Here is a 23,530-nt window from a genome sequence, read left to right as displayed (position 1 = left end):
TTCGGCAAAGAAGAAGCGAGCGCCGCTATCCTTCGGCGGCGCTCACCACGTCTTCGATGTTGAGAGCGTAAGACTGAAGCGGCATCACATCAAGCCCGCCTTTCGCCTGCGCGGCGATGGCGCGGGCCGTCACTCGCGCGCCCGCAATGGTGGTGTAGTAGGGGATCTTCATCATCAGCGCCGTGCGGCGGATGGAGAAGCTGTCGGCGATGGCCTGCGCCCCCTCCGTCGTGTTGACGACCAGCTGCACGCGGCCGTCCTTCATGGCGTCGACGATGTGCGGTCGGCCTTCCAGCACCTTGTTGACCCGCTCCACCTGAAGCCCGTGCGCCGCGAGATGCGCCGCCGTGCCCGATGTGGCGATCAGCGAGAAGCCCTGCTTCGTCAGAAGCTGCGCCACCTCCACGACATGCGCCTTGTCGGCGTCGCGCACCGAGATGAACACGCAGCCCTTTTCCGGCAGGTCGGTGCCCGCACCCATCTGGCTCTTCAGGAAGGCGCGGTGGAAGGAGGTGTCGAGGCCCATGACCTCCCCGGTCGAGCGCATCTCCGGGCCCAGCAGCGTGTCGACGTTCGGGAAGCGCGCGAAGGGCAGGACCGCTTCCTTGACCGCGATGTGCCTGAGCTTTGGCTCCTTCAGGTCGAAGCCCGACAGCGCTTCGCCCGACATCAGGCGCGCGGCGATCTTGGCGATCGGCAGGCCGATGGTCTTGGCGACGAACGGCACGGTGCGCGAGGCACGCGGGTTGACCTCCAGGATGTAGATCTGGTCGGCGCCCGCCTCGTCCTTCTGCACGGCGAACTGCACGTTCATCAGGCCGGTGACGTTGAGGCCGCGGGCGAGCGCCACGGTCTGCGTCTTCAGCTCCGCGATGGTCTCGGGCGTGAGCGAGTAGGGGGGCAGCGAGCAGGCGCTGTCGCCCGAATGGACGCCCGCCTCCTCGATGTGCTCCATGATGCCGGCGACGAACACGTCCTTGCCGTCGGCCAGCGCGTCCACGTCCACCTCGATCGCGTCGCGCAGGTAGCTGTCGATCAGCACCGGGCTCGTGCCGGACACTACGACCGCGGTCTTGATGTAGCGTTCGAGCTGCGGGGTGTCGCGCACGATCTCCATGGCGCGCCCGCCCAGCACGTAGGAGGGGCGGATCACGACCGGGTAGCCGATCCGCTCGGCGATCTCGCGCGCTTCCTCCGCCGAGTGCGCGATGCCGTTTGCGGGCTGGCGCAGGCCGAGCGTGTGCAGAAGCTGCTGGAACCGTTCCCTGTCTTCGGCCAGGTCGATCATGTCTGGCGAGGTGCCGAGGATCGGGATGCCGTTCTCCTCCAGCGCCTGCGCGAGCTTCAGCGGCGTCTGGCCGCCGAACTGCACGATCACGCCGACGAGGCGGCCCTTCTCCTGCTCCTTCTCGAGGATTTCCAGCGTGTCCTCGATGGTCAGCGGCTCGAAATAGAGCCGGTCGGAGGTGTCGTAGTCGGTCGACACGGTCTCCGGGTTGCAGTTGACCATGATCGTCTCGAAGCCCGCTTCCGTCAGCGCGAAGCAGGCGTGGCAGCAGCAATAGTCGAACTCGATCCCCTGGCCGATGCGGTTCGGCCCGCCGCCGAGAATGGCGATCTTCGGCCGGTCGGAAACGTTGGCCTCGCAGTCCGTCTTGCCGCCCGCCGGCATCTCGTAGGTCGAATACATGTAGGGGGTGCGCGCCTCGAACTCCGCCGCGCAGGTGTCGATGCGCTTGAAGACGGGTCGGACGGAGAGCTTCTTGCGCAGCGCGCGCACCTCCTCCTGCGTGACGCCGGCGAGTTTCGCCAGCCGGCCGTCGGAGAAGCCGAGGCTCTTCACCAGGCGCAGCTCGTCCGCGCTCTTCGGCAGGCCGTGTTCCGCGATCTCGCCCTCGATGCGCACCAGCGCCTCGATCTGCTCCAGGAACCAGGGGTCGAACTTGCAGGCGTTCTGGATCTCCTCGGACGTCAGGCCCTGCCGGAAGGCTTCCGCCACCACCAGGATCCGCTCCGGCGTCGCGCGCGTCAGGCCCGCGAGGATGGCGTTGCGGTCGTCGCCCTCGCCAAGGCCGGGGATCTCCGGCGTGTCGAGCCCGTCGAGGCCCGTCTCCAGCGAGCGCAGCGCCTTCTGAAGCGATTCCGGGAAGCTGCGGCCGATGGCCATGGCCTCGCCGACCGACTTCATCGCCGTGGTCAGCACCGGCTCGGCGCCGGGGAATTTCTCGAAGGCGAAGCGCGGGATCTTGGTCACGACATAGTCGATGGACGGCTCGAACGAGGCGGGCGTGACGCCGGTGATGTCGTTGTCCAGCTCATCCAGCGTGTAGCCGACGGCGAGCCGCGCCGCGACCTTGGCGATGGGGAAGCCCGTCGCTTTCGACGCGAGCGCCGACGACCGCGACACGCGCGGGTTCATCTCGATCACGACCATGCGGCCCGTCTTCGGGTCGACGGCGAACTGCACGTTGGAGCCGCCCGTCTCCACCCCGATCTCGCGCAGCACCGCGATCGAGGCGTTGCGCATGATCTGGAATTCCTTGTCCGTCAGCGTCAGCGCCGGCGCGACCGTGATCGAATCGCCCGTGTGAACGCCCATCGGGTCGATGTTCTCGATGGAGCAGATGATGATGGCGTTGTCCGCGCGGTCGCGGACCACCTCCATCTCGTACTCCTTCCAGCCGAGCACCGATTCCTCGATCAGCACCTCGTTGACCGGCGAGGCGTCGAGGCCGCGCGCCACGATCTCCTCGAACTCCGCGTGGTTGTAGGCGATGCCGCCGCCGGTGCCGCCCATCGTGAAGGAGGGGCGGATGACCGTCGGAAGGCCGACGAACTCCAGCGCCTCGCGCGCCTGCTCCATCGTGTGCGCGATCTTGGAGCGCGGGCTCTCCAGCCCGATCCGGTCCATCGCGTCGCGGAACTTGATGCGGTCCTCGGCCATCTCGATGGCGTCGCGGTTCGCGCCGATCATCTCCACGCCGAACTTCTCCAGCACACCCATGTCGTCGAGCTTCATGGCCGTGTTGAGCGCGGTCTGCCCGCCCATGGTCGGCAGCAGCGCGAAGCCGCCCTTCGACTTCGGCCGCTCCTTCTCGATGATCTTCGCCACCACCTCCGGCGTGATCGGCTCGACATAGGTCGCGTCGGCGATCTCCGGGTCGGTCATGATCGTCGCCGGGTTCGAGTTCACCAGCACGATCCGGTAGCCTTCCGCCTTCAGCGCGCGGCAGGCCTGGGTGCCGGAATAGTCGAACTCGCACGCCTGGCCGATGACGATGGGGCCGGCGCCGATGATGAGGATGGTGTCGATGTCGGTGCGTTTGGGCATGGGTGTCCTGGCCGCTGTCCGGTGTCGGTGGGTCGGGGCGCTTCCCCTCGGGCGTTCGGGCAAAAAGAAAGCGCGCCGGCTACTCCTGCGCGCTTGTCTCGCTCTCCAGCCTGTCGGGTGTCATGCCTCGTCCCCTGGGTCGGATGTGCGGGGCTGTTTAGTCCCTTTCGGGAACCAAGGGAAGCCCCGCGGGGGTGATTGCGGAAAGCGCCGCGCCCTTTCAGGCGCCGCGCCGGGTGTCGATCGCCTCGACGAACTGCTCGAAGAGGTAGTGGCTGTCCTGCGGACCGGGGCTCGCCTCAGGGTGGTACTGGACCGAGAAGACCGGGCGGCCCTCCACCTTCAGGCCGCAGTTCGACCCGTCGAAGAGCGAGCGGTGCGTCTCCACCACGCCCGACGGCAGGCTGTCGCGCGCGACCGCGAAGCCGTGGTTCATCGAGGTGATCTCGACGCGGCCCGTCTCCACGTTCTTGACCGGGTGGTTCGCGCCGTGATGGCCGAACTTCATCTTTTCCGTCTTCGCCCCCAGCGCCAGCGCGAGCATCTGGTGGCCGAGGCAGATGCCGAACACCGGCACGCCTGTCTCCAGCACCTTTCGGATCGCCGGTACCGCGTAGACGCCGGTCGCCGCCGGGTCGCCGGGGCCGTTCGACAGGAACACGCCGTTGGGTTCATGGCGCAGGATGTCGTCCGCGCTCGCCTGTGCGGGAACGACCGTCACCTTGCAGCCGAGGTCGGCGAGGCAGCGCAGGATGTTGCGCTTGGCGCCGTAGTCGATGGCGACGACGTGGCGGACCGGGGTGTCCTGCCGGCCATAGCCTTCCGGCCAGCGCCAGCGCGTCTCGTCCCACTCATAGGTCTGCAGCGCGGAGACGTCGCGCGCCAGGTCCATGCCGACGAGGCCTGGCCACGCCCTGGCCTTCGCCTTCAGGTCGGCCATGTCGAACTGTCCGTCCGGCGCATGGGCGACGATGCCGTTCTGGAAGCCGCGTTCCCGGATCAGGCGGGTCAGCGCGCGCGTGTCGATTCCCGAGATGCCGATGAGGTTGCGCGCCTTCGCCCAGCCGCCCAGCGCCTCGGCCGCCCGCCAGTTCGACGGCATGGTGATGTCGGCGCGGATCACGAAGCCGCGGGCGAAGGGCGTCTGCGCCTCGATGTCCTCGCCGTTCGTGCCGACATTGCCGATGTGGGGGAAGGTGAAGGTGATGATCTGCCCGGCATAGGACGGATCGGTCAGGATCTCCTGGTAGCCGGTCATGGAGGTGTTGAAGCACACCTCGCCCACCGCCTCCCCGGTCGCACCGACGCCGTAGCCCTCGAACACCGTGCCATCCTCGAGGACAAGCACCGCCGTGATCGTGCGCCCGCCCGCGTAGAGCCGTGCGCGCGGTGCCGGGGCCGCTGCTGCTTCGCCCGCCGTCGCCATGCCGAACCTCCTCAAGGATGTGGCCGCGTGCCCGCGCGCCCGCCCTATCAGGCTGGCGCACTGGGCCCTTGCGTTTCCTGTTCGCAAACGGCGGCATAACTAGGCATCGGGCGCCCCCCCGTCAAGCGGCTGAGGACGGAGGGCGCCAGCAAGTGTGTTTGCCCCGGCGGAGGCACTTATGTATGGTGCGCGCCATTTTGAGCGACCGGACCCGGTCCCCAGGGGGCTTAACCTCATGCGTGACGAGATCAATTCCGCCTTGAAGACGGCCATCAAGGCCAAGGAGCCGACGCGCGTCAGCACGTTGCGCCTGATCATCGCGGCCATCAAGGACCGTGACATCGCCGTCCGGTCCGAGGATCGCACGACCGGCATCACCGACGAGGAGATCCTCGGCGTGCTTCAGAAGATGGTGCGCCAGCGGCAGGAATCGGCCTCCATGTACGAGGAGGGCGGCCGCCTCGAACTGGCCGAACGGGAGCGCGCGGAAATCGCGATCATCGAGGAATTCCTCCCGAAGCCGCTGTCGGAGGAGGAGGTCGAGGCCGCGATCCGCGACGCCATCGCCGAGGTTGGCGCGTCGGGCGTGAAGGACATGGGCAAGGTCATGGCCCTGCTGAAGCAGAACTTCCCCGGACGTCTCGACGTCGGCAAGGCGAGCGGGCGGGTGAAGTCGATTCTCTGCGGCGCCTGAGCCGATGGCGGACGCAGTGCCCGGCTACCGCCGGCAGCCCGCGCATTATTCCGACCTGCGCGCCGTCCTGGACGCGGCGTGGGACATGATGGGGCAGGGCGTGCGCAACCGCCGCCACGGCTTCCATCACCCGTCGGTCGGCACGCTCACGCCCTCGGGGCCGGAGGTGCGGACCGTCATCCTGCGCGGGGTAGACCGCGGGGGGCGCACCGTGCGCTTCCATACCGATACCCGCTCGCACAAGGTGGCGGAGATTGCAGCCGACCCCCGCGTCGCGATCCACTTCTACGATCCCGCGGCAAAGGTACAGGTGCGCCTGACGGGCACCGCGCGCGTGCACGCCGACGATGCGCTGGCCGATGCGGCATGGGAGAACACGGCGGTCTTTTCGCGCCGCTGCTATCTCGCGGTCGACGGGCCCGGCACGCCCAGCGACGTCCCCACACCCGGCTTCCTGCCGCAGTTCGAGACGAACGAGCAGACCGCCGAGGAAACAGACGCGGGCCGCGCCCATTTCGCCGCCGTGGTGATCGAGGCGGTGCGCCTCGAATGGCTCTATATCGCCTTCACCGGGCACCGGCGCGCGCGCTTCGATTGGGACGGGTCGGACTGGCAGGGCCGCTGGCTGGTTCCCTGAGGCGCGCTCAGGCCTCGGGCAGGGGGATGGCGTCCGTCTCGCCCGGCACCTGCGGAAAGGTGCCCGCGCGCCAGGCGTCCTTCGCAGCCTCGATCTTCCCGCGGTCCGTGGCGACGAGGTTCCACCAGATGTGCCGGCCTTCGGGAAACGCCGCGCCGCCCAGCACCATGACGGTCGCGCCGGGGCCGTCTGCGGGGGCCGTGAGCGTGTGCGCCCCCTCCGTCAGCACCGCCAGGTGTCGCGCCTCGACCCTCTCGCCGCCGATCGCCGCCGCGCCCGCGACGACATAGGCCGCCCGTTCCTCGGCTTCCGGCAGGGGGAGAGACGCGCCCGGTTCCAGCGTCACGTGCGCATAGAGAATCGGTGCCGGGAAGGCCACCGGGCTCGTCTCGCCGAACGCGCGGCCCGCGATCAGCACGGCCCGCGCGCCCGCTTGCGCGATCCGGGGCAGGGTGGCTGCCGGGTGGTGGACGAAGGCAGGCGCGCAGTCCTCCTCCGCCGCCGGCAGCGCCACCCAGGACTGCAGCCCGTGCAGCCGGTGCCCAGCGCCGCGTTCGGGCGCGGGCGTGCGTTCGGAATGGGCGATGCCGCGCCCCGCGGTCATCCAGTTCACGTCGCCCGCCGCGATCCTCTGTTCGACGCCCAGGCTGTCGCGGTGCATCAGCACGCCGTCGAGGAGATAGGTCACCGTCGCCAGCCCGATGTGCGGGTGCGGGCCGACGTCGATGCCCCCGCCGGGCGCGAAGTCCTTCGGTCCCATGTGGTCGAGGAAGAGGAAGGGCCCGACCATTCGCCGCTTCGCGAAGGGCAGCACGCGCCCCACCGCGAAGCCGCCGATGTCGCGGGCGCGCGCCGGGATTGTCAGCGCGATGGCGCTCACGGCCCCCGCCGCGTCATCCGCAGGGCGAGGCGGATCAGCACCACCGGGATCACGATGCCTGCGCCGAGCAGGATGTAGCCCCAGGCCCAGCGCGCCCAGTCGCCGAAATTCTCGAAGATGTCGGTGACCGCGCGCATGATCCGGCCCCAGACCTCCCACGGGTCGTCGAGGCCGAGGAAGGCCAGCACCAGACCGACGACGAGGCAGAGCGCAAGAAGTTTCGCGCCCTGGACCAGCAGGCTCGGCAGGTCGACCTTCACGCCGGGCGCCTTCAGAGCTTCTTCTTCACGGACGACGCCGCGTCCTCGACGGCCTCGCCGCCCTTCTTGATGTCCTGGCCCAGCCCCTCGACCGTGTTGCAGCCGCCGAGCGCCAGCAGCACCGGCAGCATCAGCGCCAGAAGACCGGTCCGCACCATGCGTTGCGCCATCGTCCTCGCACTCCTTGTCGCAAGCGATCCCGAGGACGATAGATGGAAGATCGCACGGGCCGAGGCAAGCGTTTCGCGTTGCGGGCGGCGGTCCGGTTCGCCATCTTGAGGCCATGAGCCTCAGTCCCGCCTTCCTCGACGAACTGCGCGCGCGCGTGTCCCTGCACGACGTGATCGGGCGGCATGTGCAATGGGACCGGCGCAAGTCGAACCCGCGCAAGCAGGACTGGTGGGCGTGCTGCCCGTTCCATGGCGAGAAGACGCCGTCCTTCCACGTGGACGAGCGCAAGGGCTTCTACCATTGCTTCGGCTGCGGGGTGAAAGGCGACGCCATCACCTTCCTGATCGAGAAGCAGGGCATGGGCTTCCGCGAGGCGGTAGAGCAACTTGCCGCCGAAGCGGGGCTCGAGGTGCCCGCCGAAAGCCCCCGCCAGCGGGAGGCGGAGCGGCAGAAGGCGGGCCTGGCCGAGATCATGGAGATGGCGGCCGCCTTCTACGAGGGGCAGTTGCGCACGGCGTCCGCATCCCACGCCCGCACCTATCTGTCCGAGGGGCGGGGGCTGACGGACGCGACCGTCGCCCGCTTCCGCCTCGGCTTTGGGCCGGGCACCCGCACCGCGCTCACCCAGCACCTGCAGGCGAAGGGCGTGGAGGTCGCGCAACTCGTCGAGGCCGGGCTCTCCATCGTGCCGGAGGGGGGCGGCAATCCCTTCGACCGGTTCCGCGACCGGATCATGTTCCCCATCCTCGACGCGCGCGGCCGCGTCATCGCCTTCGGCGGGCGCGCCATGCGGTCGGACGCGCAGGCGAAATACCTCAACAGCCCCGACACGCCGCTCTTCCACAAGGGGCGCGTCCTCTACAATTTCAACACCGCGCGCGCCGCCGCCGCCGACGCCGGGACCGTGCTGGTGGTCGAAGGCTACATGGACGTGATCGCGCTCGCCCAGGCCGGGATCGACCACGCGGTCGCCCCACTCGGCACCGCGCTGACGGAGGACCAGATGCGCCTGCTCTGGCGCGCGGCGGCCGAGCCCGTGCTCTGCCTCGACGGCGACGCGGCGGGCCTGCGGGCGGCGAGCCGTGCGCTCGACCGCGCGCTGCCGCTGCTGGAGCCCGGGCGCTCCTTCCGCTTCGCCTTCCTGCCGGGCGGGCAGGACCCGGACGACCTGATCCGCGCGGAAGGCCGTGCGGCCATGGAGTCCGTGATCGCGGCGGCCCGGCCTCTCGTGGACGTGCTGTGGGAGCGGGAGCGGGATCTGTCTCCGCTCGACACGCCGGAGCGGCGCGCGGACCTTGCGAAACGGCTCGACCAGGCCGCGGGCCAGATCGCGGATACAAGCGTGCGCGGCTTCTACCAGTCCGACCTGCGCGCCCGTCTCGACAGCCTGTTCCGGCCGCAGCGGCAGGGCGATGGCCCCCCGCGTGGCAAGGGCGCCGGCGCGGGCTGGGGGCAGGGGGGCAGGGGCGGAGGGCCCGGCAGAAGCAGACCTGGCGGCATGCGTGGCCCAGGCGGTTACAGGCGGCAGGGCACGGGACCGGCAACGCTCTGGCCCGATGCGAGCCCGTCGCTGCGGGCGAGCCGCCTCGCGCTCTCGGGCGCGAATCCCGATGCCCCCCGCGAGGTGCTGATCCTCGCGACCTTGCTCGATCATCCCCAACTCGTCGAGCCGCTGGCGGACGACCTCGCCGCGCTCGACCTCTCGGTGCCTGACCACGGTGCCCTGCGCGATGCGCTGCTGTCGGTCGCGCTGGAGGCCAGCAGCGCGTCCGACGGACACCGCGGCTTGCAGGAAAGTGCAGGCGAGGGGGGCGGAGACCTTGACGCTCCCGGTCTTTTGCGCCATCTGACACGGTTGGGAGTGGCCGGCCTTGCGGAGCGTGTGTCGGCAGCGGGACATGCATTGGGGGCAAGACGATCGGGGCCTGTCGACCTTGACGGTGCGGAGCGGACGGTGCGGCGGACAATCGCCCGGCACAAGCAGGCTCAGATGCTTCGCGCGGATCTCAGGGAGGCGGAGGCGCGGCTGGCGGAAGACATGTCCGACCAGAACTTCGCGCGTCTGACCGCGTTGCAGGCGCAGATCAGGGCGATGGAGATCGAGGATGCGGGTCGTACGTGACGAGGTGGCACGTCAGCGGTACGCATCATAGGTAGACAAGGTACGCGGCCCTCGGGCTCCGGCAGGAAGCTCGGGGGCGCGTTCGTTCAAGGGATCGGACGGTCCGCGGTGCGGGGCGGTTCCGGGTCCGGCGAGTGTGGAGAAGGCGTTTATGGCTGTGAACGCGGCGAAGGATGTGAAGGTCAAGGCCCCGGCGCCCGACAAGGGCGCGGCGGCGAAGGTGAAGGCCAAGGCGAAGGAAAAGGCCCGCGACGGCGAAGTGGCGCCCGAGGGTGACGCGGCCGAGGGTGCGAGCCCGATCCTGGACCTCAGCGTCGCGAACGTGAAGAAGATGATCGCCCGCGCGAAGGAGCGTGGCTACATCACCTATGACGAGATCAACAACGTCCTCCCCTCCGACCAGGTCTCGTCGGAGCAGATCGAGGACGTGATGGCCATGCTCTCCGACATGGGGATCAATGTCGTCGACGGCGACGAGGCCGAGGAGGAGGAGAGCGGCGACGAGGCCGAGGAGGCGCGTCCCCGCGGCAAGGCGGTTGCCACCAAGTCCTCCGAGACGGCGCTCGACCGCACCGATGACCCGGTCCGCATGTACCTGCGCGAGATGGGCTCGGTCGAGCTTCTGTCGCGCGAGGGCGAGATTGCCATCGCCAAGCGCATCGAGGCCGGCCGCGACACCATGATCGGCGGCCTCTGCGAGAACCCGCTGACGTTCGAGGCGATCATCGTCTGGCGCGACGAACTGGCCGAGGGCCGGGTGCTTCTGCGCGACATCATCGACCTCGACGCGACCTTCGGCAAGGAGATGGTCGGCGGCGACGGCGAGGGCGAGGAGGACGAGGACACCGAGGAGGAGACCGCCGAGGGCGCTCCGGGTGAGGAGGACGAGGACGACGGCGACGAGAACAACCTCTCGCTGTCGGCCATGGAAGCCGCGCTGAAGCCCAAGGTCGTCGAAACCTTCGACCAGATCGCGACCATCTACCAGGAACTGCGCCAGCTCCAGGAGGAGCGGATCGAGGCCGCGCTCGAGGGCGAGAGCAAGCTCCCGCCCGAGAAGGAGGAGCGTTACCTCGCCCTGCGCAAGGAAGTGGTCGAGCTCGTCACCTCCCTGCACCTCAACAACGCCCGGATCGAGGCGCTGGTCGAGCAGCTCTACGCCATCAACAAGCAGCTGATGAGCGCGGAAGGCAAGCTCCTGCGCCTCGCCGACGCGCACCGCATCGACCGCCAGCAGTTCCTCGACGCCTATTTCGGGTCCGAGCTCGACCCCACCTGGAACGAGCGGATCGCGGAGAAGGGCACGCGCTGGAAGGCCTTCATCGAGAGGGAGGCCGACAAGATCGCCGAGCTGCGCGAGACAGTGGCGACGGTCGGCCAGGCGACCGGCATCCGCATCTCGGAGTTCCGGCGCATCGTCCAGACGGTCCAGAAGGGTGAGCGGGAGGCGCGTCAGGCCAAGAAGGAAATGGTCGAGGCGAACCTGCGTCTCGTCATCTCCATCGCCAAGAAATACACGAACCGCGGCCTGCAATTCCTCGATCTCATTCAGGAAGGCAACATCGGCCTGATGAAGGCGGTCGACAAGTTCGAGTACCGGCGCGGCTACAAGTTCTCCACCTATGCGACGTGGTGGATCCGGCAGGCGATCACGCGCTCGATCGCCGACCAGGCGCGCACGATCCGCATCCCGGTGCACATGATCGAGACGATCAACAAGCTGGTGCGCACCTCGCGCCAGATGCTGCACGAGATCGGGCGGGAGCCGACGCCGGAGGAACTGGCGGAAAAGCTCCAGATGCCGCTGGAAAAGGTCCGCAAGGTCCTGAAGATCGCCAAGGAGCCGATCTCCCTCGAAACGCCCATCGGCGACGAGGAGGACAGCCACCTTGGCGACTTCATCGAGGACAAGAACGCGGTCCTGCCCATCGACTCCGCGATCCAGGGCAATCTGCGCGAGACCTGCACCCGCGTGCTCGCCTCGCTCACCCCGCGGGAGGAGCGTGTGCTGCGCATGCGCTTCGGCATCGGCATGAACACCGACCACACGCTCGAGGAAGTGGGCCAGCAGTTCTCGGTCACGCGCGAACGCATCCGCCAGATCGAGGCGAAGGCGCTGCGCAAGCTGAAGCACCCCAGCCGGTCGCGCAAGCTGCGCTCGTTCCTGGACAACTGAGCCTCGTCGGGATTCGTCGAACGCGAAAAGGGGCGGCTACCGGGCCGCCCCTTTCTCGTTGCGGGTCTTGGCGCCCCCTGCCTCAGTCGCCGGTCTTGCGCGCCACGTAGAAACCATAGCTGACGAAGGCAGCGTTGCGTTCGTAAAGCGCGATCTCGGCCTCTTCCGCCGCCACGATCGCCGCCGCGGCGTCCGAGTGCGCGTGGCGCGCGAGAAACCGTCCGAAGCGCGCCTGTATCGGGCGGTAGTAATTGTCGAGCCAGCACGTCCGGGGCAGGGCGAAATAGCCGGCGGGCGTGTAGCCGTTCTCTTCCAGAAGCGCGATTTTTGCCGATGCCACATCGACTTGCGGGTATTCCTGCATCCAGTGCGCGGTCAGCTCGTCCGGCCGCTCCCGCGTGAGCCAGGTCAGTTCCGAGACCGCCAGCACGCCCCCCGGCTTGAGGAAACGGCGCCACGCGCGGATCCCGGCCGCGAAGCCCATGTTGTAGATCGCTCCCTCCGACCAGATCGCGTCGAGCGAGGCGTCGTCGAACGGCAGCGCGTCCATCGAGGCTTCCAGCGTTTCGATCCGGTCGCCCAAACCCTCCCGCACCGCGGCGGCGTCGAGTTCCGCAAGAAACTCTGGCAGGAAATCTACCGCCGCGACCGTCGCATCGAGGTCGCGCGCGAGTATGCGCGCCGATGCGCCCGTGCCGCAGCCGATGTCGGCGATCTTCAGGTTCCGGCCTGACCGCAGGCCCGACAGCGCGATGGCAAGGCGCGTTTCCGCGTCTCCGCCGGGTCCCTGGCGCGCGCCCTCCCGGTGCAGGTCGACGAGAAGGGCGAGGTCGTCCATGCTCCGGCTCCTGGTCGTGTGCGGTCCTGCTGCCTCATAGCGCAAGCGCTGGCAGCCCGCAAACGCAAGCAGGGGCGGCCCCTGGGGGCCGCCCCGTTCTGTCGGATGAGGCAGGGGGTTAAGTGCCCGCGTTCGCCCCCTGCGCGAGGAAGGGGGTGGAGGCGGCCGGCTCCCCGAACTTCTGCGTCCAGATGTCCACATAATCGCCCGCGGTGATCGTGGCGGTCTGGTCGCGCACTTCGGGCGGCAGATTGCGGCGGATGGTCGCCTGCGCCTGTTCCGCGGTCATCAGCGGTCTGCCCCATTCCCGGCGCAGGTCGTTCACGCCCTCCTGCAGCACTTGCCATGCGGGGCGCGGATCGTCGGCGTTCGCCGCATTGATCAGCAGCGGTCCGCCGGTCGCGCCCTGCTGGTGCGACAGGTAGACGTGCACGGCCGTCAGTTCGTTCTGCGGGATGCCCGTCGCCGCAGACAGGGATGGCAGCACGTCGCCGGTGATGAAGTCGAGGCCCGCCCGCAGGTTCGTGTGCGCGTCGAAGCCGTCGCCCGCGCCGTATTTCGCGCGGATCGGCGGGGTCAGCTGCGTCAGGCCGCGGGCGTCGGTGCCGGTGTTGTGCGCAGCCGGATTGCCGGTCGATTCGATCATCACCAGCCGGCCATAGGACTCCGGGTTCACGCCATATTGCCCGGCAAGCTGGTGCGTCATCGTGCCGATATTGCCCGGCGGCTGGCCGGGGTTCATCACCGTGAGCCCGGAAAACCGCGAGGTGCGCGTGGGCGCCTCCGGTTCCGCCGGCGGAAGTGTGAAGTCCGCGCCATCCGTTCCGTTCGTGAAATCCGGTCCCGCCGGTGCGGGCGCGATATCGCCAAGCTGTGCCATGGAAAACTCCCCAGTACGCCAATAGCCACCGGCCAGTTAACACCATACCGTCGTATGTGTGCAAGAATGAAACAGTCGGGGTTGGCTTCCCGCACTGGGGCTTTCGCCGCCCGGCCTGTCGGGTTATGCGGAACTGGCAGGGGATGCGAAGAGAGGGAGGGCTGCCGATGAGCCTGCGCGTCGAGCCACTGACGGGTGCGGACCTCACCGCCGCGCTGCCCGCCCTGGCGCGCCTGCGGATCGAGGTTTTCCGAGACTTTCCATATCTGTACGAGGGAACGCTCGACTATGAGGCGGGCTATGTGGCCCGTTTCGCCGCGGCGGATGGCGCGGTGATCGTCGGCGCTTTCGACGGCGACCGGATCGTGGGCGTGGCGACGGGGGCGCCGATGGCGGGCCAGTTGGACGCCTTCGTGCAGCCGTTCCGGGAGCGTGGCCACGACATCGAGGGGATCTTCTATTTCGGCGAGTCCGTGCTGCTGCCCGCCTACCGGGGACGCGGCATCGGCCATGCGTTCTTCGACCGGCGGGAGGCGCACGCCCGCACGCTCGGTTGCTCCGTCGCGACCTTCTGCGCCGTGGTGCGGCCCGACGATCACCCGATGCGGCCAGCGGACTATACCCCGCTCGATGCCTTCTGGCGAAAGCGTGGCTATGCACCTGTGGCGGGGCTCGCCGGCCAGTTCGGCTGGCGCGATGTGGGCGATGCGGAGGAAACGCAAAAACCCATGCAATTCTGGATGCGCACGCTCTGATCCTTCCACCGCACATGAAGACCCCCGGCGCCTGGGTCAGGGCCGGGGGCATCGCTGCGAAGGGGTGAGCGTCAGGCCGGCTGCGGTGCTGCGCCCGGGTAGCCCCGGTCCTCGCGGCCCCAATCCTCGCGGCCCGTATCGTCGCGCGGCTCCTCCCGGCGCGGGGCAGGCGCGGTTCCGGCGCGGCGGGCGGCCATGAACTGGTCGAACTCCGCCTGGTCCTTCGCCTTGCGCAGCTGGTCGAGGAAGGCCTCGAACGCCGCCTGCTCCTCTTCGAGCCGCTTCAGCGTCTCCTCGCGGTAGGTGTCGAAGGCCACGTTGCCGGTGTTCTGCATCCGCATGCCCCGGCGCTCATGGCGCCACGCGCGCCGTTCCTTGCTGCAAGACCACATCCGATTTGTCCCCATCATGTAGACCAGAAGTGCAAGCCCGATCGGCCAGAACAGGACGAAGCCCAGAACCATGGCGCCGATCCACGCCAGTTTCCCGTGACCGTCGAGCCAGTCCCGCGCCTGTATCAGAACCTCCTTTGGCGAGCGCATTGGTATCCCTTTCCCTTGTGGTTCTATGTGAATGTTATTCACATTAACATAGGTAGCCGCTGCAAACCGCTTCGCAAGGGGGTGCTGGAGAATTTTTCCGCCAGCGGCCCGCGGGGGCCGTTCAGTCCGACGGGATGAGACCCAGCCCGCGCAGATAGATCGCGACGCCGCTTTCCAGCAGGTGCTCGGGCGAGAAGGGCGCGCGCGTGCCAGGCGCACCGCGGGCAAACAGTTCCACGACGCCGTGGCTCATCGCCCAGATGTGATAGCCGACCATGCTCGGCGGCGGGCGCTTTCCGGGCGGCAGCCGCTCCGACAGGCGCGCGGCGGCCCGCGTCAGCACTGACAGCGCGCGGTCCGCCACCGGCTGCAGTTCGGGGTTCCCGGCGATCTTCACGCCCGATTCGAACATCGCGATGTAGTGGCCGGGATGGGCGCGCGCGAAGGCGAGATAGGCATCGCCCAGCCGCGTGAAGGCCGACAGCGCGCTCGGCTGGCCGTCATTGTAGGCCCCTTCCAGCGCCTCTGCGAAGATCGCGAAGCCGCGCCGGGCCACCTCCGCGATCAGGTCCTCGCGGCCTGCGAAATGGCGATAGGGCGCGGCGGGGGAGACGCCGGCCTGTCGCGCGGCCTCCGCCATGGTGAAGCCCGACGGCCCCTTTTCCTCGATCAGCGACAGCGCCGCCTCCACCAGGGCTTCCCGCAGGTTGCCGTGATGGTAGCTCTTGCGCTCGCCGCTGCGCTCCTCGCCGTCGGTGCCGCTCATGGCGCCGAGACTTAGCCGCGCACCGCCCGGCCCGCAAGCGGCAGGGCGCCCGAAGCCGGTTTGCGCGCGCGCGCGCTTCTGCTATCGAAACGTTCCGGTGGGGTCCGTAGCTCAGCGGTTAGAGCTGGCCGCTCATAACGGTCTGGTCGCAGGTTCGAATCCTGCCGGACCCACCAGTTCCCTTCCGCTTTTCCATGGACAGGCCCGCCGCCGGGCAGGCACCCTCGCAACGTGCGGGGCCCGCGTGCGCCTCCGCGGAAATCGACAGGGGAGGGGGCACATGAAGGCCAGTTTCGACTATACGGGCGCGAACGTCTTCGTCGCGGGCGGGACGAGCGGCATCAACCTCGGCATCGCGCAGGCGTTCGCGCGCGCCGGTGCGCATGTCGGCGTCGGCAGCCGCAAGGCGGAGAAGGTGGAGGCCGCCGCCGCGAGCCTCGAAGGCCCCGCCGGGCCCGGCCTCGGCTATGTCTTCGACGTGCGCGACCCGGACGCGGTGAAGGCCGCGCTCGACGCCTTCGCCGCGACGGCGGGGCCGGTCGACGTGCTCGTCTCGGGCGCTGCCGGAAACTTCCCCGCGCCTGCGATGGGGATCAGCCCGAACGGCTTCAAGGCGGTCGTCGACATCGACCTCCTCGGCACCTTCCACGTGATGCGCGCGGCCTACCCGCATCTCAGGAAGCCCGGAGCCAGCGTCATCAACATCTCCGCCCCGCAGGCGGTGATCCCGATGGCCTTCCAGCTTCACGTCTGCGCGGCGAAGGCGGGCGTCGACATGGTGACGCGCACGCTCGCGGTGGAGTGGGGGCCGGAGGGGGTGCGCGTCAACAGCGTGATCCCGGGACCCATCGACGGGACCGAGGGCATGGCCCGTCTCGCCCCGACCGAGGAGGCCCGCCAGAAGGCCGCCAATGCCGTGCCGCTGAAGCGCATGGGCTCGCCCGACGACGTGGCGAACGTGTGCCTGTTCCTCGGCTCGCCCGCCGCGTCCTATGTCAGCGGCTCCATCGTGATGGCGGACGGGGGCTGGTCGCAGGTCGGCGCGCAGCTGGGGCTGGCGTGAGCGCGGGGGATTGAAACGCACGGCGTGCGCGACAGTTTCCCCGGAGATCGCGGCGGTGCCGCAGGCAAGGCCAGGCAGAGCAGGGAGACCGGAATGACGAGGATGCCCTATCGCGCCCGCACGGCGACGGGCGACGTGTTCGACATCGAGTTTCCGCTGCACGAGGAGACGGGCGACCCCGTGCGCGTCTCGCAGCTTGTCTCGCTCATCCTCTCCGCGCTCGACCGCGACCTCGCGATCGGGGGCGAGACGAGCAATGGCGACGTGCTGCAGGCCATGGCGATGGCAACCGCGATCCGTGCCGCCATGATCCACGCGCCGCAGCCTGTGACGGCGCGTCTTGCCCGCGAGCTTCTGGACGATGCGCTCGACGCGATGGAGAGCGCCCCGCGCCGCTCCCCCCAATCCGGCCACGCCTGAGCCCGCGCGGTCCGCATGACAGCCGCGCGGGGGGCATACTCCATCGGGGGATTGGAGAACCGCGGCCCCGCGCGCTAGGCTTTCCGCGGAGACAGGACAGGGGCGGGCCAACCGCCCGTCAGAGGTGGGAGGCAAGGGCCAGGTGACCGTCGACATCCGCAAGCTCGCCCAGGATCTGGAGCGGCTTCTGAAGCTGCGCTCCATTCCCTTCGGCATGAAGCTGTTCGAGGACCGCGCGGAGATGGAGGCGATCCCCCGCATCCGCCGGCCGAAGTCCGTGCACACGCTCGACCAGGTGGTGGCGCAGGCCTCCCGCCTCGGCTGGACGGTGGGCATCACGGCAGACGATCTCGTCGGCGCGCAGTGCCGCGCGGTCGTCGGCCTCGGCAACGCCAAGACGGACGAGTGGCGCTCCGGCCAGCACATGAAGGGCGTGTGGTTCGAGACCGTGGAGGACGCGACCGCCCACCAGGCCGCGATGCACTGCGTTCCCGACGGCCGGTACGAGGCGCTGGCCGTCTCGCCCGTCGCCAGCGGACGGCTCGACCCCCCGGACATCGTGCTGTTCTACGCCACCCCCGGCGCGATGATGTACCTCATCAACGGCATGCAATGGTCGGGCTACCGCAACTTCAACTGGGGCGTGGTGGGCGAGAGCGCCTGCGCCGACAGCTGGGGCCGCGCGCTCAGCAAGCGGGAGCCGTCGCTGTCGATCCCCTGCTTTGCCGAGCGGCGCTACGGCGGCGTCCTCGACGACGAGATGCTGATGGCCTCGCCGCCGGAGTATCTCGCAAAGGCCGTCGAGGGCATGGAGGCGCTGGCGAAGAACGGCTTCCGCTACCCCTTCCCGCAATACGGCATCCAGCAGGACGTGCGCGCCGGCATGGCCGCGAGCTATCCCGACCGTGCGCCGCCCGCGGGCACGTGAGAACGGGGCGCGTTCCCCCGGTCTGAAAGGCGCATTGCAATGAGCGTCGAGCTTTACCTGACCTATCTGCTGACCGTCGGCCTTCTGGTCATGGTGCCCGGACCGGTCGTCGGCCTCGTGGTCGCGGTCGGCGGGACGCAAGGGGTGCGCGCGGCGCTCTCCGTCACGGCGGGGGCGAGCCTTTCCATCGCGCTGCAATTGTGCGCGGCCGCCTTCGGCCTCGCCTCGGTGCTGGCGCTGATGGGCGAGGCGTTCGAGGTGCTGCGCTGGCTGTGCGCGGTCTATCTCGTCTGGTTCGCGATCCGGCTGTGGCGCGCGGCCCCGGGGGAGGAGGGAGCTGCCGTCCCGCCCGCGCGCGGGGCCGCGGGCTTCCTGCAGGGCTTCCTCGTCTCCTCCACCAATCCGAAGAGCCTCGTCTTCTTCGCGGCCTTCTTCCCGCAGTTCATCGACGCCTCCGCCCCGGTCGCGCCGCAGCTTCTGATCCTGACGCTGACCTTCCAGGCGGTGTTCACGACGGGCGTCGCGGGCTACGGGCTCGCGGCCTCGCGCCTCGGGCGGCTGGCGGCGAGCCTGCGCTTTGCGCGCGTGCGCAACCGGGCGCTGTCGCTGATCCTCGGCGGGGCCGCCGTCGGCCTTGCCGTGCTGCGCCGCTGAGGGGGGGCGCCGATGACACGGGCCGGAGGTTCGCCGCTGCTGGAGACCCGCGAGGACGGGATCGCCGTTCTCACCCTCAACCGCCCGCAGGTGTTCAACGCCTTCGACGCCGCGCAGCGGGCGCATTTCCGCGATCGCCTCGCCGCGCTCGCCGCGGATGCGGAGGTCCGCGCCCTGGTGCTGACTGGCGCCGGAAAGGCCTTCTCGTCGGGCCAGGACCTGGGCGAGCTGGAGGCGCTGGACGCCGCGAGCGCGCCGGCATGGATCCGCGACGTGGGCGCGATCTACCAGGCGGTGCAGGCGTTCTCCAAGCCCTTCGTCGTCGCCCTTAACGGGATCGCTGCGGGCGCAGGCTTCCAGGTCGCGCTCCATGCCGACCTGCGCTTCGCCTGCCCGGAGGCAAGGCTTGCCCAGACGGAGGTGAACGTGGGCATTCCGAGCATCCTCGGCCCCTGGGTAATGACGCGGGCCATGGGCCTCGGCCCGGCGACGGAGATGAGCCTGACGGGCCGTCTCGTCGGGTCGGAGGAGGCGCTGGCGCTGGGCCTCGTCCATCGCGTCGTGCCCCTGGAGCAGCTTCTGCCCGCGGCGATCGAGGCCGCCCGCGCCCTTGCGGCAAAGCCGCCGCTGGCGCTCGCGCTCAGCAAGCGCTGGATGCACGCGCTGCCGGGCAAGACCTTCGTGGAGACGGTCGCGGCGGCGGAAGGCTTCGTGGCCGAAGCCTTCGCGAGCGGGGAGCCGCAGGCGGAAATCGCCCGCTTCAAGGCCGAACGCGCGGCGCGCACGGCCCGGAAGGGGGGCAAGGACGGCGGCTAGATCGCGCCCTTGGCCTTCAGTGCCGCGCGCTCCTCCGCGCCGAGGCCGAGCAAGTCTTCCAGGATCGCGTCCGTATCGGCGCCCAGTTCGGGGCCGAGGCTCTCGATCTCTCCCGGCGTGCCCATCAGGCGCGGCACCACGTTCGGCACCGCGACCTCGCCCAGCACTGCGTGCGCCATGCGCGCGATGTTGCCGCGCGCGGCATATTGCGGGTCCTCGAAGATTTCCGCGATGGAGAGAAGCCGCCCGCACGGCACCTGCCCGCCCTCGCACATCTCCAGAAGTTCGGCGGCCGTGTAGCGCGCGGTCCAGTCTGCGACGAAGGCGTCGACCTCGCTCCGCGCAGCCAGCCGGTCGGCCGTCTTGCCCCATTTGCCCTCGCCCGCAAGCTCGGGATGGCCCATCAGGGCTGCGAGGCGGGCGAATATCTTGTCGTTGGTGCACGCGATTGCGATCCATTTCCCGTCCGCCGTCGGGTAGTGGGAGTGCGGGCAGACATTGACCGTGCCGGGACCCATCCGCTCGCGCACCGTGCCATTGTAGGCATAGGCCGGCGCCAGCTCGTCGAGGATGCGGAAGATCGATTCGTAGAGGCCGAGGTCGACCACCTGGCCTTCGCCCGTCCGCTCCGCCACGCGCAGCGCCATCATGGCGCCCAGCGCCCCGTAGAGGCCCGACATGTAGTCGGGCAGGGTGGCGCTGCCGGGCGTCACCGGCGGCCGGTCGGGATCACCCGCAAGGTAGGAGATGCCGCCGAACGCATTGGCGATGCGCCCGAAGCCCGGCCGGTCGCGATAGGGCCCCGTCTGGCCGTAGGCCGTGATCCGCACCATGACGAGGGCGGGATTGACCGCCTTCAGGTCCTCCCAGCCCAGCCCCCAGCCCTCCATGGTGCCGGGCTGGAAATTCTCGATCAGGATGTGGCTTTGCGCGGCCAGTCTCTTGAGGATGTCCGCGCCCCCGGGCGTGCGCAGGTCGAGCGTGAGGGACTTCTTGTTCCGCGATTCCGACAGCCACGGCAGGCTCGCGCCCACTTCCGTCATGGTGCCGAACTTGCGCAAGGGGCAGCCCGTGCCCGGCAGTTCGACCTTGATGACCTCGGCCCCGAACTCGCCCAGCAGCGTCGCGCAGGTCGGCCCCGCGATGAAGGTCGCGCAGTCGAGCACCAGCACCCCCGCCATCGGCTTCGCCTTGTCCGCCGCGCCCGTCGCTGCCATGTCTGTCACGCTCCCGTCCGGTCTTGCCGCCTTTGCGCCGCAGAGAGTGGCCGGGAGCGCACGCCGGGGTCAATGCACCGCGGGCGCGCCGAAGGGGACCCGTGCGGTCCCCGCATGGCTGGGCGCGGACGCCGCGCGCGAAATCCGCTAGGCTGCATGCATGAGACACGATGCGATGAAGGCCGCCCTTCTCCTGTGCGCCGCGCTGCTCCTTCCGGCGGCGCCCGCGGCGGCGGGCGAGGTGCGCGCGGCGGTCGCGGCAAACTTCACCTCCGCGGCGCAGGAAATCGCGCGCGCGTTCGAGGCGGCGAGCGGCCATCGCGTGATCCTGAGCTTCGGCGCGACGGGGCAGCTGTTCACCCAGATCACGCAGGGCGCGCCGTTCGACGTCTTCCTCGCCGCCGACCGGACGCGGCCCGCGCGCGCGGTGGACGAAGGCTACGCCGTCGCGGGCACCCAGCGGACCTATGCCACGGGCCGCCTCGTGCTCTACAGTCGGGAGCCGGGCGTGGTGACCGGGCCGGAGAGCTTGAGGCAAGGGCGGCTCGACCGGATTGCCATCGCCAATCCGCTGACTGCACCCTATGGCGCCGCGGCGGTGGAGGCGATGGAGGCGCTCGGCGTCATGGAGGCGGTGAAGGACCGGATCGTGCAGGGCACCAGCATCACGCAGACCTACCAGTTCGTCGCCACGGGCAACGCGGCGGCGGGTTTCGTCGCGCTCTCGCAGGTGGCGGGTGTGGAGGGCGGCTCGCGCTGGCTCGTGCCGGCGGAACTTCATGCGCCCATCGCGCAGGACGCGGTGCTGCTCTCCGGCGCCGCCGATCCTGGGGCCGCGCGCGCCTTTCTCGACTTCCTGGTGGCGCCGGAGGGCCGAGCGATCGTGGCCCGCTACGGCTACGACTAATCCGGACGCCAGGACCGATGCCACTCCTCGCCGACCTCTGGCCGACGATCCGCCTGACCCTCGCGCTGGCCCTCGTGACCACGGTCGCGCTGCTCATCCTCGGCACGCCCATCGCGTGGTGGCTCGCCCGGTCTCGCGCGCGGTGGAAGGAGGCGGTGGCGACCCTGGTCGCGCTGCCGCTGGTGCTGCCGCCGACGGTCCTGGGCTTCTACCTGCTGATTCTGCTGGGGCCGGACGGACCGGGGGGATGGGTCGCCGGGCTTTACGGCGCCCGCTCGCTCGCGTTCACCTTCGAGGGGCTGGTGATCGGCTCCATCCTCTACTCCATGCCCTTCGTCGTGCAGCCGATCCGCAATGCGTTCGAGGCGGCGGGCGACCGTCCGCTGGAGGTGGCGGCCACCTTGCGCGCTTCGCCCTGGGACAGCTTCTGGACGGTCGCGGTGCCGCTCGCGCGCCCCGGGTTCCTGACCGGTGCGGTGCTCGGTTTCGCGCATACGGTGGGCGAGTTCGGCGTGATCCTGATGATCGGCGGCAACATCCCGGGAGAGACGCGCGTGCTCTCCATCGCGATCTACGACTATGTCGAGACGCTGCAATGGGGCCACGCGCATGTGCTGGCGGGGGGCATGCTGATCTTCTCCTTCCTCGTCATCTTCGCGGTGATGACTCTCGAGCGGCGCTTCGGGAGGCGGCGCGCATGAGCGGGGAGGGGAGTGTCGCCGTCAGCCTGGCGGGCCGCATCGGCGGCTTCGCGCTCGACGTTGCGTTCACGGCGCCGGCCCGCGGCATCACCGCGCTGTTCGGTCCCTCCGGGTGCGGCAAGACGACGATCCTGCGCTGCATGGCCGGCCTCACGCGCCTCGGCGGCAGCGTGCGCGTCGGTGCGGAGACCTGGCAGGACGATGCCGCCGGCGTCTTCGTGCCCCCGCACCGGCGTGCGGTCGGCTATGTCTTCCAGGAGGCGAGTCTCTTTTCCCATCTCAGCGTGCGGCGCAACCTGCTTTACGGTTGGCGGCGGGCCGGGCGCGCGGCATCGGAGGCCCGCCTCGCGCCCGACGACGTGGTGGACCTGCTTGGTCTTGCCCCCCTCATGGACCGGACGACCGAGGCGCTGTCGGGCGGCGAGCGCCAGCGGGTGGCGGTGGGGCGCGCGTTGCTCGCCGCGCCGCGCCTGCTCCTGATGGACGAGCCCATGTCGGCGCTCGACCGCATGTCGAAGGAAGACATCCTCCCCTATATCGAGAGCCTGCCGTCACGTCTGAAACTGCCCATCGTCTATGTCAGCCACGACATCGCCGAGGTCTCCAGGCTGGCCGACCGCGCGGTCCTTATGGGTCGCGGCAGCGTCGTGGCCGAAGGGGCGCTGGACGTGCTGCTGGAGCGTCTCGACCTCGGTCCTGCGGCGGGCCGGTTCGAGGCGGGCACGATCCTCACCGCGACCGTCGCGGGGCACGACGCCGGCTATCACCTGACGCTGCTCGACCTCGCCGGCCAGCGCATCGTCATTCCGCGCGCGCCGGTACCGGTGGGGGAGACCGTTCGGCTGCGCATCCGGGCCCGCGACGTGGCGCTGACGCTCGGCCCGCCGCAGGGCATCAGCATCCGCAACGTGCTGGGCGGCACCGTCATCCAGCTGGTCGAGGAGCCGGGCACCGCCTATGCCGAGGTGCTGGTCGACGTGGGCGGCGGGCGGCTGCGCGCCCGTCTGACCCGCCTTGCCGTGGCAGAGCTTGGCCTGCGGACGGGCATGAAGGTTCACGCCCTGATGAAGAGCGTCGCGTTCGAGAGCAGGTCGCTCGCATCCGGGCGCTGACGGCGAAGGTTCCGCAAAGAAAGGCCGGCCCCGGCGAACCGGGACCGGCAGTTTGCAGGGATGCGGCGTGACGCCTCCGGCGCATCGCGGCGGGCGAATCCCTTTGCTCCAGCGCAGCCCGCGGCGTTCCGGATGTGGTGCACCGGGCAGACCCTGTGCGCACACGCGCCCGATGGCGCAGCGTGGGCGGGTTGCTGCCTGGCGCGAACGCGGCAAATGCCTCCCCCGACGGCC

General features: G+C 69.6%; 23 protein-coding genes and 1 tRNA gene. 14 read left to right on the top strand and 10 right to left on the bottom strand.

The window, feature by feature from the left end:
- Positions 1 to 25 precede the first annotated feature (25 nt).
- Positions 26 to 3,331 (bottom strand): carbamoyl-phosphate synthase large subunit, encoded by a 3,306-nt coding sequence (carB, locus tag NJQ99_RS13365; protein ID WP_269333368.1) that lies wholly within the window; start codon positions 3,329 to 3,331, stop codon positions 26 to 28.
- Between the two features lie 220 nt (positions 3,332 to 3,551).
- Complete coding sequence (gene carA / locus NJQ99_RS13360) at positions 3,552 to 4,757, bottom strand: glutamine-hydrolyzing carbamoyl-phosphate synthase small subunit (RefSeq protein WP_269333367.1); 1,206 nt, start codon at positions 4,755 to 4,757, stop codon at positions 3,552 to 3,554.
- A gap of 235 nt (positions 4,758 to 4,992) precedes the next feature.
- Here carA and NJQ99_RS13355 point away from each other — a divergent pair, with 235 nt between their 5' ends.
- Positions 4,993 to 5,451: a GatB/YqeY domain-containing protein gene (locus tag NJQ99_RS13355; protein WP_269333366.1), complete on the top strand. Its 459-nt coding sequence runs from the start codon at positions 4,993 to 4,995 to the stop codon at positions 5,449 to 5,451.
- 4 nt (positions 5,452 to 5,455) lie between these two features.
- Entirely contained in the window at positions 5,456 to 6,088 is a 633-nt protein-coding gene (locus tag NJQ99_RS13350; protein ID WP_269333365.1) for a pyridoxamine 5'-phosphate oxidase family protein, read from the top strand.
- 7 nt (positions 6,089 to 6,095) lie between these two features.
- Here NJQ99_RS13350 and NJQ99_RS13345 read toward each other — a convergent pair whose 3' ends face one another.
- Genes NJQ99_RS13345 through NJQ99_RS13335 form a run of 3 tightly spaced genes read right to left on the bottom strand, consistent with a single transcriptional unit; the run spans position 6,096 to position 7,386 of the window.
- Positions 6,096 to 6,968 carry a pirin family protein gene (locus NJQ99_RS13345; protein WP_269333364.1) on the bottom strand — a complete coding sequence of 291 codons (873 nt, stop codon included), beginning with the start codon at positions 6,966 to 6,968 and terminating at the stop codon, positions 6,096 to 6,098.
- Positions 6,965 to 7,228, bottom strand: a complete 264-nt coding sequence (locus tag NJQ99_RS13340) for a hypothetical protein (RefSeq protein ID WP_269333363.1) — start codon at positions 7,226 to 7,228, stop codon at positions 6,965 to 6,967. Before NJQ99_RS13340 ends, NJQ99_RS13345 begins: the two co-directional genes overlap by 4 nt.
- 11 nt (positions 7,229 to 7,239) lie before the next feature.
- Positions 7,240 to 7,386 (bottom strand): entericidin A/B family lipoprotein, encoded by a 147-nt coding sequence (locus NJQ99_RS13335; RefSeq protein ID WP_269333652.1) that lies wholly within the window; start codon positions 7,384 to 7,386, stop codon positions 7,240 to 7,242.
- A 125-nt stretch (positions 7,387 to 7,511) separates the two neighbouring features.
- Between NJQ99_RS13335 and dnaG the strand changes: the two genes are divergently transcribed.
- Together dnaG and rpoD are read left to right on the top strand one after the other, a co-directional pair.
- The gene (dnaG, locus tag NJQ99_RS13330; RefSeq protein WP_269333362.1) at positions 7,512 to 9,521 is read left to right on the top strand and encodes a DNA primase; all 2,010 of its coding nucleotides are present in this window, start codon (positions 7,512 to 7,514) and stop codon (positions 9,519 to 9,521) included.
- Positions 9,522 to 9,672: 151 nt separating this feature from the next.
- Positions 9,673 to 11,697: an RNA polymerase sigma factor RpoD gene (gene rpoD / locus NJQ99_RS13325; RefSeq protein WP_269333361.1), complete on the top strand. Its 2,025-nt coding sequence runs from the start codon at positions 9,673 to 9,675 to the stop codon at positions 11,695 to 11,697.
- An 82-nt stretch (positions 11,698 to 11,779) separates the two neighbouring features.
- On the opposite strand, the gene NJQ99_RS13320 is transcribed toward rpoD, so the two are convergent.
- Positions 11,780 to 12,535 carry a class I SAM-dependent methyltransferase gene (locus NJQ99_RS13320; RefSeq protein ID WP_269333360.1) on the bottom strand — a complete coding sequence of 252 codons (756 nt, stop codon included), beginning with the start codon at positions 12,533 to 12,535 and terminating at the stop codon, positions 11,780 to 11,782.
- A gap of 118 nt (positions 12,536 to 12,653) precedes the next feature.
- Positions 12,654 to 13,415, bottom strand: a complete 762-nt coding sequence (locus NJQ99_RS13315; protein WP_269333359.1) for a hypothetical protein — start codon at positions 13,413 to 13,415, stop codon at positions 12,654 to 12,656.
- 167 nt (positions 13,416 to 13,582) lie between these two features.
- On the opposite strand from NJQ99_RS13315, the gene NJQ99_RS13310 reads away from it, so the two are divergent.
- Positions 13,583 to 14,170 (top strand): GNAT family N-acetyltransferase, encoded by a 588-nt coding sequence (locus tag NJQ99_RS13310; protein WP_269333358.1) that lies wholly within the window; start codon positions 13,583 to 13,585, stop codon positions 14,168 to 14,170.
- Positions 14,171 to 14,241: 71 nt separating this feature from the next.
- Here the strand turns inward: NJQ99_RS13310 and NJQ99_RS13305 are convergent, their stop codons facing one another.
- Positions 14,242 to 14,712, bottom strand: a complete 471-nt coding sequence (locus NJQ99_RS13305; protein WP_269333357.1) for a DUF2852 domain-containing protein — start codon at positions 14,710 to 14,712, stop codon at positions 14,242 to 14,244.
- 121 nt (positions 14,713 to 14,833) lie between these two features.
- Positions 14,834 to 15,478: a TetR/AcrR family transcriptional regulator gene (locus NJQ99_RS13300; protein ID WP_269333356.1), complete on the bottom strand. Its 645-nt coding sequence runs from the start codon at positions 15,476 to 15,478 to the stop codon at positions 14,834 to 14,836.
- A 100-nt stretch (positions 15,479 to 15,578) separates the two neighbouring features.
- On the opposite strand from NJQ99_RS13300, the gene NJQ99_RS13295 reads away from it, so the two are divergent.
- The 6 genes from NJQ99_RS13295 (at position 15,579) to NJQ99_RS13270 (ending at position 19,359) form a co-directional block, all read left to right on the top strand.
- Positions 15,579 to 15,654, top strand: a tRNA-Ile gene (locus tag NJQ99_RS13295).
- Positions 15,655 to 15,758: 104 nt separating this feature from the next.
- Complete coding sequence (locus NJQ99_RS13290; protein WP_269333355.1) at positions 15,759 to 16,541, top strand: SDR family oxidoreductase; 783 nt, start codon at positions 15,759 to 15,761, stop codon at positions 16,539 to 16,541.
- A 93-nt stretch (positions 16,542 to 16,634) separates the two neighbouring features.
- Complete coding sequence (locus NJQ99_RS13285; RefSeq protein ID WP_269333354.1) at positions 16,635 to 16,961, top strand: hypothetical protein; 327 nt, start codon at positions 16,635 to 16,637, stop codon at positions 16,959 to 16,961.
- Positions 16,962 to 17,103: 142 nt separating this feature from the next.
- The gene (locus NJQ99_RS13280) at positions 17,104 to 17,889 is read left to right on the top strand and encodes a DUF169 domain-containing protein (protein ID WP_269333353.1); all 786 of its coding nucleotides are present in this window, start codon (positions 17,104 to 17,106) and stop codon (positions 17,887 to 17,889) included.
- Positions 17,890 to 17,928: 39 nt separating this feature from the next.
- Entirely contained in the window at positions 17,929 to 18,543 is a 615-nt protein-coding gene (locus NJQ99_RS13275) for a LysE family translocator (protein ID WP_269333352.1), read from the top strand.
- A 12-nt stretch (positions 18,544 to 18,555) separates the two neighbouring features.
- On the top strand, positions 18,556 to 19,359 hold the full coding sequence (locus tag NJQ99_RS13270; protein WP_269333351.1) for an enoyl-CoA hydratase/isomerase family protein: 804 nt from the start codon (positions 18,556 to 18,558) through the stop codon (positions 19,357 to 19,359).
- Here NJQ99_RS13270 and NJQ99_RS13265 read toward each other — a convergent pair.
- On the bottom strand, positions 19,356 to 20,576 hold the full coding sequence (locus NJQ99_RS13265) for a CaiB/BaiF CoA transferase family protein (RefSeq protein ID WP_269333350.1): 1,221 nt from the start codon (positions 20,574 to 20,576) through the stop codon (positions 19,356 to 19,358). The genes NJQ99_RS13270 and NJQ99_RS13265 overlap by 4 nt on opposite strands.
- A 160-nt stretch (positions 20,577 to 20,736) precedes the next feature.
- Between NJQ99_RS13265 and modA the strand changes: the two genes are divergently transcribed.
- The 3 genes from modA to modC are packed head-to-tail and all read left to right on the top strand — an operon-like array spanning position 20,737 to position 23,296.
- Positions 20,737 to 21,483, top strand: a complete 747-nt coding sequence (modA, locus tag NJQ99_RS13260) for a molybdate ABC transporter substrate-binding protein (protein ID WP_269333349.1) — start codon at positions 20,737 to 20,739, stop codon at positions 21,481 to 21,483.
- Positions 21,484 to 21,500: 17 nt separating this feature from the next.
- Entirely contained in the window at positions 21,501 to 22,184 is a 684-nt protein-coding gene (gene modB / locus NJQ99_RS13255; RefSeq protein ID WP_269333348.1) for a molybdate ABC transporter permease subunit, read from the top strand.
- Positions 22,181 to 23,296 (top strand): molybdenum ABC transporter ATP-binding protein, encoded by a 1,116-nt coding sequence (modC, locus tag NJQ99_RS13250; protein ID WP_269333347.1) that lies wholly within the window; start codon positions 22,181 to 22,183, stop codon positions 23,294 to 23,296. The genes modB and modC overlap by 4 nt, the downstream gene beginning before the upstream one ends.
- Positions 23,297 to 23,530 lie beyond the last annotated feature (234 nt).

The organism is Futiania mangrovi (assembly GCF_024158125.1).
GTDB classification, from domain to species: domain Bacteria; phylum Pseudomonadota; class Alphaproteobacteria; order Futianiales; family Futianiaceae; genus Futiania; species Futiania mangrovi.
Note: the sequence above shows the minus strand (reverse complement) of the source record. Positions and strands in the feature narration are given on the sequence as shown.